The organism is Methyloceanibacter sp., assembly GCF_035650995.1.
Taxonomy (GTDB): Bacteria; Pseudomonadota; Alphaproteobacteria; order Rhizobiales; family Methyloligellaceae; genus Methyloceanibacter.
In genome coordinates, this window is the sequence record NZ_DASRGO010000178.1 from 46,110 (window position 1) to 54,830 (window position 8,721).

Below are 8,721 nucleotides of genomic sequence, written 5' to 3' on the forward strand. Positions count from 1 at the left end.
GCCGGCAATTCTAGAGCCCAAAGTGGACGCCGCCGAAACATGAAAAGAACCCAACGTGAGCATGAAAAATTCATGACGAGCCCGAGAGGGGAACCCCAAGTCTTCATGAAAGTGATGTATAGAGAAACCCGGGCATCGCGCGGCGGCTAGGACGGCTTTACTGGCCTCTTGGAGGGTGATGCTGCACCCCCCAGGGGCACCGGGCGAGCCCTGGTTTTGAGACTTTTCCATGCGTTATCAGACCAAACTCCTGATCACCGCGGGACTGCTTCTTGCCATGTCGCTCTCTGCGGCGGCGCTCGCCTATTGGGGGGTGACGCAATCCCACATGTATCTGACGCGCTCGCGCCTCGCCCACGAGGAGCTCGAGCGCCAGCTTCAGCTTTCGCGCCATAGTCAACAGCTGTTCAAGGCCTGGACCGACACTTTGCTCACCGGCATGACCGACAAGCCGATCGGCGCCGCCTATCTGAACAAGGTTATTCAGTCCGACCTTGCCACGCTGAAGGAGCTCACCGAAAAGGAGCTTGCCATCGTCCCGCAGGAGGAGCTTAAGGCCGAATCGGCCGAGCTCGAGCGTCTCGACCGGATCAAGGCCGAGTTTCAGCACACTTTGGATCAGCTCGCCGAGGTCGAGCAATTGCGGAGCCGGGGCCGGCCCGACATTGCCTGGCAAAACCTGATCCAGCTGCTCAAGGGTGGCATCGATCAGAAGCTCAACGAGCTGATCGAGGTGGGCGTCGCCGACGAGACCGCCGAGGTCATCAGGATCGATGCCGACGCGGCGCAACTCCTCGCCCAGCTCGAGCGCATCAGCCAGATTCATGCCGCCCTCGCCATCCTCGCCACGATGGCGCTCGTGATGCTGCTCTTGCGCGGCCTGCGCGCGCCGCTTGCCGAGCTGTTGCGCGGCACGTCCAAGCTTGCCGAGGGCGATCTTTCCTATCGCATCGCCATCTCCGGCCACGACGAGTTCGCTGATCTCGGCCGCAGCTTCAACCGCATGGCCGAGGACCTGCAAGGCCACCAGAAGGCGCTCCGGGACGCCCACGCCAATCTCGAAACGATCGTGGAGGAACGAACCGAGGAACTCCGCCAAGCAAACGAATCGCTACGCAAAATCGACGCCGCGCGCCGCGGATTCTTTGCCGATATCAGCCACGAGTTGCGCACCCCGCTGACCATTATTCGCGGCGAGGGTGAGATCGCGCTGCGCGGCGCCAACAAGCGGGTTGCCGAGTATAAGCGTTCAATCGAGCGCATCGTCGAACAGGCGAAGCACCTGTCGGTGCTGGTCAACGATCTTCTGTTCATCGCCCGGCAGGGCGCGGGCGCCGCGCGCCTGAATCTCCAGCAGATCGATCTCGATACCCTGCTCGAACGTGTGTGCGGCGACGCCAAGGTGATCGCCCGCGACAAGGCCGTCGATATCGCGTTTGCGGGCAAAGGCCGGCACGACGTGGTGCGCGGCGATCCGGCTCGTCTCCGCCAATTGTTCCTTGTGCTGCTCGATAATGCGGTGCGCTACTCGAACTCGAACGGAAAGGTGAGGGTCGATGTCGGACGCGTCGATGGCGAGGTCAGAGTAAAGGTCTCCGATCGGGGCATAGGCATTGCCCCGGAGGAGCTTGAGGGCATCTTCGAGCGTTTCCGCCGGGGCGGAAACGCGTCGGCGATGAACGACGAGGGATTGGGCCTAGGCCTTCCCGTGGCCAAGGCGATCGTCGAGGCCCACAAGGGAAGGATCGAGATGGCGAGCCGTCTGGGCGAGGGGACCACCGTCACCGTGGCGCTCCCGGCCGCACCTGAGGAGGCCGATACGTGAACGTGCTCTTGGTCGAAGACGAGCCGCGCGTCGCCGACTTCATAAATCGCGGCTTGCGCGCCGAGAATCACGGCGTGACCGTCGCCGCGACCGGGGGCGAAGGGATCGAACTCGCTAAGACCGGCGACTTCGACGTGATCGTGCTCGATCTGATGCTGCCGGATATGCATGGCTATGATGTCTGCCAGCGCATCCGCGCCGAGGGCGATCACACGCCGGTTCTGATGCTGACGGCGATGGACGCGACCGAGGACAAGATCAAGGGTCTGAAGTCGGGGGCCGACGACTATCTCACCAAGCCGTTCGATTTCGACGAACTGCTCGCCCGTATCGAAGCCTTGGTACGCCGTTCGCACAATTTCGCCCCAAGCTCGAATGTGCTGAAAGTGGCCGATCTCGTGCTCGACCGCGAACTGCTCGAAGTGCGCCGCGGCTCGGAGACGATCAAGCTCACGGCCAAGGAGCTCGCCATCCTCGAGCTTTTGATGAGCGCGCCCGGCCGCGTGTTCTCGCGCACCCGCATCCTGAACCAGGTCTGGGGCTACAGCGAGGATCCTCTGACCAACGTGGTCGACGTCTATATCGCAAGGCTCAGACGTAAGATCGATCCGCCGGGCCGCGAACCCTTGCTCGAAACGGTGCGCGGGCACGGCTACCGCCTGAAGGCTTCGCCGGCATGAACTTTTTGCACGAAGGCCAGGAAGTTTTCCCAGAAGAACTGCCGGGGCTCTGGCAACCGGGACACTGGAACCTTGCTAAGTGAGGCTGGATCAGTAGAGTATGCGCCGCCACTCGCCAATGATGCGCCATAGATCTTCCGGGCCTCGCCAGAGGGCCGCGACTTGCGTCTGCCGCCCTGCGGCACGAGTGCTCGGCGCGCATCTCGCCTGGTCAGCCCAAACCATAGGATGAAAAGAACCAACGTGGAGGAGCGCCCGTTGCGGTCATGTCTGTTAGCTTTGCTGGTCGTAGCCCTGGCCTCGATCGCCGGCTCGCCAGCCAGTCACGCCTCGACCAAGGTCAAGGTCGGGGTGCTCAAATTCGGCACCGTAAGCTGGGTGCTTGAGACCATTCGTGCCAACGGCCTCGACAAGGCCGAGGGCATCGAGCTCGACGTGACGCCTCTCGCCAGTACCCAGGCCACCACCGTCGGCTTGCAGGGCGGCTCGGTCGACATCATCGCCACCGACTGGCTGTGGGTCTCGCGCGAGCGGAGCGGCGGCGCCGATTTCACCTTCTCGCCGTTCACGACCGCGCTTGGCTCGATCATGGTGCCGCCCAACTCGCCTATCAAAACGCTCGCCGACCTCAAGGGCAAACGCCTCGGCGTCGCCGGCGGCCCGCTCGACAAGAGCTGGCTCCTGATGGTGGCCTATGCGCTCAGGACCGCCAATCTCGACCTCAGAAGCGAGACCAAGCAGGAATTCGGTGCCCCGCCCTTGCTGAGCGAGCGCGCCAAACAGGGCGAGCTCGATGCCGTGCTGAATTTCTGGCCCTATGCCGCGCGACTCGAGGCAGATGGCTTCACCCAACTCATCGGCATCGAGGATGTGGTCAGCGAGCTCGGCGCCAAGGGCGAGGTCGCCATGGTCGGATTCGTGTTCAGCGACGGCTGGGCCAAGGCTCATCTCGACGCGGTGCAGGGTTTCCTCCGCGCCGCGGCCAAGGCCGACGAACTGCTCGCGACCTCCGATGAGCAATGGGAGAAGCTCAAACCGCTGATGGCCGAGAACGATCCCAACTTCAACGACGCTACTTTCAACGCGCTGAAGCGCCGCTACCGCGAGGGCATTCCCGAGCGCTCCGTCGCCGAGAACGAGGCGGATGCCAAGGTCCTCTATCAGTTCTTGCGCGAGCTGGGCGGCGAAAAGCTCGTCGGCCCGGCGACCGAGCTCGCGCCCGGCACGTTCTGGCACGGCGGCAAGCCATGAGCGTGACGGTTGCCCGCACCGAGACCATGAACGGGGCACGCCTCCTGCGCGCCCCTCTCGTCTCGATCCTGTCGGTTGCGGGCTTTCTGCTGCTCTGGTTTATCGCCGCCGAGATCGCACAGAGCAGGCTCCTGCCGGGGCCGGGCGCCGTACTGCACTACATCTATGACGAGAGCGTGCACGGCGACCTCCTGACCGAGCTCGGCATCACGCTGTGGCGCGTCGCAGCCTCCTTCGTGGTTGCCATGCTGATCGGCAGCGTGGTCGGGCTTGCCATGGGCGAGATGCCCGGACTGAACCGCGTGCTCGACCCTTGGCTGATCGTCTTGCTCAATCTCCCGGCCCTCGTGATCATCATCCTCGCCTATGTCTGGTTCGGGCTCAACGAGTGGGCCGCGATCGGCGCCGTCGCTCTGAACAAGATCCCAAACGTCATCGTGACCTTGCGCGAAGGCGCCCGTGCGCTCGATCCCGGGCTCGAGGAAATGGCCCGCGCCTATAGACTTTCGTTTTGGAGCAAGCTCCGCAACGTCACCCTGCCGCAGCTCCAGCCGTACTTCGCTGCGGCCTCGCGCTCCGGCATCTCGCTCATCTGGAAGATCGTGCTGGTGGTCGAGCTGCTCGGCCGCTCCAACGGCGTCGGCTTCGAGCTTCACCTCAATTTTCAGCTTTTCAACGTGACGGCCATTCTCGGCTATACCCTTGCCTTCGTCGCCGTCATGCTGGCCATCGAATATTTGCTGGTGCAACCCCTTGAACGATATTCAACACGCTGGCGTAACAGGCCAGTTTGAAATCCGCGTCGAAGACAAGACGCACATGAGCGCGGACGGCACGCCCGTGCCGGCGATCCGCGACTTCGTGCTCGACGTCCTGCCCGAGAGCATGACGGTGCTGATGGGGCCTTCGGGCTGCGGCAAGACGACCTTGCTCCGCATCATTGCCGGCCTCGACGACCACTTTACCGGCGATACCGGGATTCCCCCTGACACCCGCATCGGGCTGATGTTCCAAGAGCCGCGTCTCCTCCCCTGGCGCACGGTGCGGCAGAACATTGAGTTGGTCGCGGGCCCGGATTTCGGGCCTGGGGACCTCGACCGGCTGGCCCATGCGGTCGGCATCGCCGACATGCTGCCGCGCTTTCCGCAGGAGCTCTCGCTCGGGTTGGCGCGCCGCGTGGCGCTCGCCCGCGCCTTCGCCACCAAGCCCGATCTCCTTCTTTTGGACGAGCCTTTCGTCTCGCTCGACGAGCGCACCGCCGATCGCCTGCGCCGCCTCCTGCTCGAAGTCTGGCAGGAGCGGCCGACCACGGCGATCCTCGTCACACACAATCCGCGAGAGGCGATCCTGCTCGCCGATCAGCTCGTGCTGCTCGCGCCGCGCCCGACCCACGTAATCGCGGTCGAGACCATCGCCATCCCGCGGGGGAAACGCGATCCTGCCGCGGTCGAGGCGATTTTCGCCGATCTCGCGCTGCGCTACCCCGCCAATTTCTCCGTCAGTTGAACTGCAGCGCGGCGGCTGGCTAGCCCATCGCGGCCGCAACCTTGCGCTGCTGAATGCCGCGCGCCGGGTCGTAGGCCCACACCGAGAGCGCGAGGAACAGCAGCGTGCAGCCCGTGACGATGCCGAGCGCCTGCCAGTTCACCTCGAGATAGAAGGCGAAGCGGATCAGCTCGACCGCCCAGGTGAAGGGATTGTAAAGGCAGACGTAATAGAGGGTGAGGCTTCCCTCTTTCATCTTCCACAACGGATAGAGCGCCGAGGAGGCGAAGAACATCGGGAAGATGACGAAGTTCATGATGCCCGCAAAGTTCTCGAGCTGCTTGATGGTCGAGGAGAGCACCATGCCGAGCGCACCGAACATGAGCCCCGACAGCACGAGCGCGGGAAGCGCGGTGAGATAGCCCCACGGCGGCAGCTCCACCCCGCAGAAATAGGCGACGAGCAGGAACGCATAGACCTGGAACAGCGACACGATCACGCCGGCGAACAGGCGCGACACGAGCAAGAACCAGCGCGGCAGGGGCGTGGTGAGCAGGACCCGCATCGAGCCCATCTCGCGGTCGTAGACCATCGACAGCGAGCTCTGCATCCCGTTGAAGAGCTGGATCATCGCCAGCAGGCCGGGCGTGATGTACACGTCGTAGGTGATGTAGGTCTGATAGGGCGGGATGATCGAAATGCCGAGCGCGGCGCGGAAGCCCGCCGCGAAAATGATGAGCCAGATCATGGGCCTGACCAGGGCCGCAAAGAACCTCTCGCGCTGCTGCAAAAAGCGCAACAGCTCGCGCCAGACGATGCCGTTGAAAGCGCGGACGTAGTGCATGAAGCTCATGCGGCGATATCCTCCTCGGTATCGCCGCCGATCAGCAGCCGGAACGCCCCGCCGAGATCCTTGGCGCCCGTCTCGGCCACGACGTCCTTGGCCGCGCCCCGCGCCACGATCCTGCCGCGCGTCAACACCAATAGGTCGTCGTCCGGCTCGACCTCGTCGAACAGATGCGTCGCCCACAACACGCCGATATTGCCGGTCCGCGCCAGCTCGTGGATATGGCGCACAATGGCCGTACGCGTCGGCACGTCGAGCCCGATGGTCGGCTCGTCGAGCAGGATGAGCTTCGGGCTGTGCAGGATGCCGCGGGCGATCTCGACACGCCTGCGATGGCCGCCGTTCAGAGAGCGGACGCGCTCATTGATGCGCTCGGCCATGTCCAACGCCTCGAGCGCACGGAGCATGCGCTCATCGGCCTCCTTACGCTTGATTCCTCTCAGCGCTGCGAAGTAGCGCAGGTTCTGCTTGACGGTGAGGTCGAGATCGAGCGTGGGCTGCTGGAACACGACACCGAGGGGTGCGAGCGCCTTCGAGCCCCATTCGGCGGGCGACCGCCCGCAGATTTCGATGCGGCCCGTGGGGGCGTCGAAGAGGCGCGTGATGAGCGAGAAGAGCGTCGTCTTGCCTGCGCCGTTCGGCCCGAGCAGCGCCGTGACCCTCCCGGGATAGACGTCGAAGCTCACGTCGTCGAGGGCCTGCTTAGACCCGTACCAATAGGAAACGTTCTTGACGGTCAGGACGGGAACGCGCGGTCCGTCCCGTGAGGGATCTTTCTGCATGTATTGTTCTCGGGGCAACGATTGCCGGTCGCGGCTTGCCCCATGAGCTCCAGTCTCGCCCCAAGGTTTAGCGCCGGACAAACGCTTAAACAACCCTGTCAGGTGCCGGGTGCCAGGGCGCTTTATCCCCGCCACCAGCGGAATCCCGGCACCAGACAGACCGCGAAGTGGCACCACATCTTGCCACCGGCGCCTGACCCCCCGATAGCCGACCCCTGAAACAAAGAAGCCGCCCCGAAGGGCGGCTTCCGTTGTTGGTATTGGCTCGGCGTTTAGAAGAAGATCACGCCACCGGCCATGAACATATCCAGGTCTTCGAAGCTCTGGTTGACCTTCTGAAGATTGGCGGTAGTGGGGCCGCCTACGAAGTCGGCGTCCATTTCCAGATGCTGCCAGTTGAACCACACATGCATCGCAGCCGCGTCGATTTCCTGTACGATGCCAGCGCCCCAACGGTTGACCGTCGAGCTCGTCATGAACAGGAAATTTTGATTCTGTGGTCCGCAGGCGCCGCCGCCGTTATTCGGTGAATTCGGATTGATCACGGGATTAGTCGTGCCCGGGATGCCGCCACCGCAGAGATCGAAACCGGCCAGACCCGCAAACTGATCCTCATATTGACCGCCTTCACCGAAGAGGACCGTCGCACCGAGCGGCAGCCAATTCCGCTTGATGCCGCCTTTGATGTACCAGACGTTGGTCTCATTGGCCTGGCTACCAGGAACAGTGGCTCCAAAGTTTTTAACGCCTGAGACGCCCAAGTTAACTAGCCTGACATCGGTTCCTTCGTTTTGCTCGTTTTGGTACATGCCATAGATGAACAGGCCGCTCGGGACATGCATGACGGAGGCGCCGACCTGGTTGAGAATGACATCACGCCGCGCGCCCTGGAACGGGGCACCGCCGCCGCCTTGGAAAGTTCCGTTGAAGCACTTGCCCTGCGCGAAGCAACCCTCGTCGGTGGTCTCAGTGAAGCCGTAGGCGGCCGACACTTTGAAGTTGTTCCAGTCGGCCGCGTATTTGACGGCGATGTCCCAAGTGTCATCCTCGGCATAGCCGCCGGACACGCTGAAGCCGCCCCACGTCGGCGAATCGTAGCGAACGCCGTTGTTTGGATAGCCGTTGCAATCTGCGCCGATACCGCCACCGGCTTCCAAGCAGTTCACGACATTCCCCCACGTCACAGTCGCCAAGCCCTCGGCGTTCTTCGGGAAGCCCTTAGGCCTCAGGAAGAAATTTGCTCCGTCGAACAGCACGGCGTTCGATTCGATGATCGTCCCGGACAGGTCGGGCAGAAGGGCCACGTTATCCGTAGCTTGGCTGAGCTGCCCCCAGTTCAACGTGCCCCACTTGTCGCTCTTGATCCACATATAGGACAAGAGCACACTAATGTTGTTTACGATATCGAGATCGCTGAACTGCCCCTGCGCAGAGTCGTCGACAAACTGGTTGTCGTCGCCGACCGCGTTGCCACCTCTCGTCTCGACCGAGATCGTGTAACCGCCGGACCAGCCGGGAGCGATGGTCGCAGATCCCGAGATCTGGAAATGGCTCGACAGCGTGGTGTGCTTGTCGCCGACGTAGAAGTTCGACTCCACGCCGTCATCCCACCAGTCGGCATATTTGACCACCCAACCAGAGAGTGTCACGGACACCTTCTTGTTGCCCTTGCGGACGGTCGTCGCCTCGAGTTCGGCCACCCGCTCCTCGAGATCCGCGCAGCAGTCGCCACCGAGATCCGCAGCTTTGGCAGGATGCGAGCTCATAAGGAACCCGCCGAGCGTCATGCCAAGTGCGGCTGCGATGGCGATGCGGCTGGATGTTTTTGTCAGTCCCCCAAACATGTCCATC

General features: G+C 63.0%; 8 protein-coding genes. 5 read left to right on the forward strand and 3 right to left on the reverse strand.

The features are described 5' to 3' along the window. Window positions 1–229: 229 nt before the first annotated feature. The 5 genes from VFB18_RS13195 to VFB18_RS13215 all read left to right on the forward strand — a co-directional run bounded on the left by VFB18_RS13195 (window position 230) and on the right by VFB18_RS13215 (window position 5,262). Entirely contained in the window at window positions 230–1,825 is a 1,596-nt protein-coding gene (locus VFB18_RS13195; RefSeq protein WP_324976094.1) for a sensor histidine kinase, read from the forward strand. Next, window positions 1,822–2,505: a response regulator transcription factor gene (locus VFB18_RS13200; RefSeq protein ID WP_324976097.1), complete on the forward strand. Its 684-nt coding sequence runs from the start codon at window positions 1,822–1,824 to the stop codon at window positions 2,503–2,505. Before VFB18_RS13195 ends, VFB18_RS13200 begins: the two co-directional genes overlap by 4 nt. Window positions 2,506–2,763: 258 nt before the next feature. Then, window positions 2,764–3,756 (forward strand): ABC transporter substrate-binding protein, encoded by a 993-nt coding sequence (locus tag VFB18_RS13205; RefSeq protein ID WP_324976100.1) that lies wholly within the window; start codon window positions 2,764–2,766, stop codon window positions 3,754–3,756. After that, the gene (locus VFB18_RS13210) at window positions 3,753–4,550 is read left to right on the forward strand and encodes an ABC transporter permease (RefSeq protein ID WP_324976103.1); all 798 of its coding nucleotides are present in this window, start codon (window positions 3,753–3,755) and stop codon (window positions 4,548–4,550) included. The genes VFB18_RS13205 and VFB18_RS13210 overlap by 4 nt, the downstream gene beginning before the upstream one ends. Window positions 4,551–4,575: 25 nt before the next feature. After that, window positions 4,576–5,262, forward strand: coding sequence for an ABC transporter ATP-binding protein (locus VFB18_RS13215; RefSeq protein WP_324976107.1), 687 nt, complete (start codon window positions 4,576–4,578; stop codon window positions 5,260–5,262). Window positions 5,263–5,281: 19 nt separating this feature from the next. On the opposite strand, the gene VFB18_RS13220 is transcribed toward VFB18_RS13215, so the two are convergent. The 3 genes from VFB18_RS13220 to VFB18_RS13230 form a co-directional block, all read right to left on the reverse strand. Next, on the reverse strand, window positions 5,282–6,094 hold the full coding sequence (locus tag VFB18_RS13220; RefSeq protein ID WP_324976110.1) for an ABC transporter permease: 813 nt from the start codon (window positions 6,092–6,094) through the stop codon (window positions 5,282–5,284). Next, complete coding sequence (locus VFB18_RS13225; RefSeq protein WP_324976112.1) at window positions 6,091–6,870, reverse strand: ABC transporter ATP-binding protein; 780 nt, start codon at window positions 6,868–6,870, stop codon at window positions 6,091–6,093. Before VFB18_RS13225 ends, VFB18_RS13220 begins: the two co-directional genes overlap by 4 nt. A 272-nt stretch (window positions 6,871–7,142) precedes the next feature. Next, window positions 7,143–8,721 (reverse strand): porin (locus tag VFB18_RS13230; protein ID WP_324976115.1); only part of this gene is annotated, 1,579 nt, incomplete at its 5' end.

Coding starts and splice junctions, on each gene's coding strand:
- VFB18_RS13195 (WP_324976094.1), top strand. CDS start 230: ATGCGTTATCAGACCAAACTCCTGATCACCGCGGGACTGCTTCTTGCC.
- VFB18_RS13210 (WP_324976103.1), top strand. CDS start 3,753: ATGAGCGTGACGGTTGCCCGCACCGAGACCATGAACGGGGCACGCCTC.
- VFB18_RS13215 (WP_324976107.1), top strand. CDS start 4,576: ATGAGCGCGGACGGCACGCCCGTGCCGGCGATCCGCGACTTCGTGCTC.
- VFB18_RS13220 (WP_324976110.1), bottom strand. CDS start 6,094: ATGAGCTTCATGCACTACGTCCGCGCTTTCAACGGCATCGTCTGGCGC.
- VFB18_RS13225 (WP_324976112.1), bottom strand. CDS start 6,870: ATGCAGAAAGATCCCTCACGGGACGGACCGCGCGTTCCCGTCCTGACC.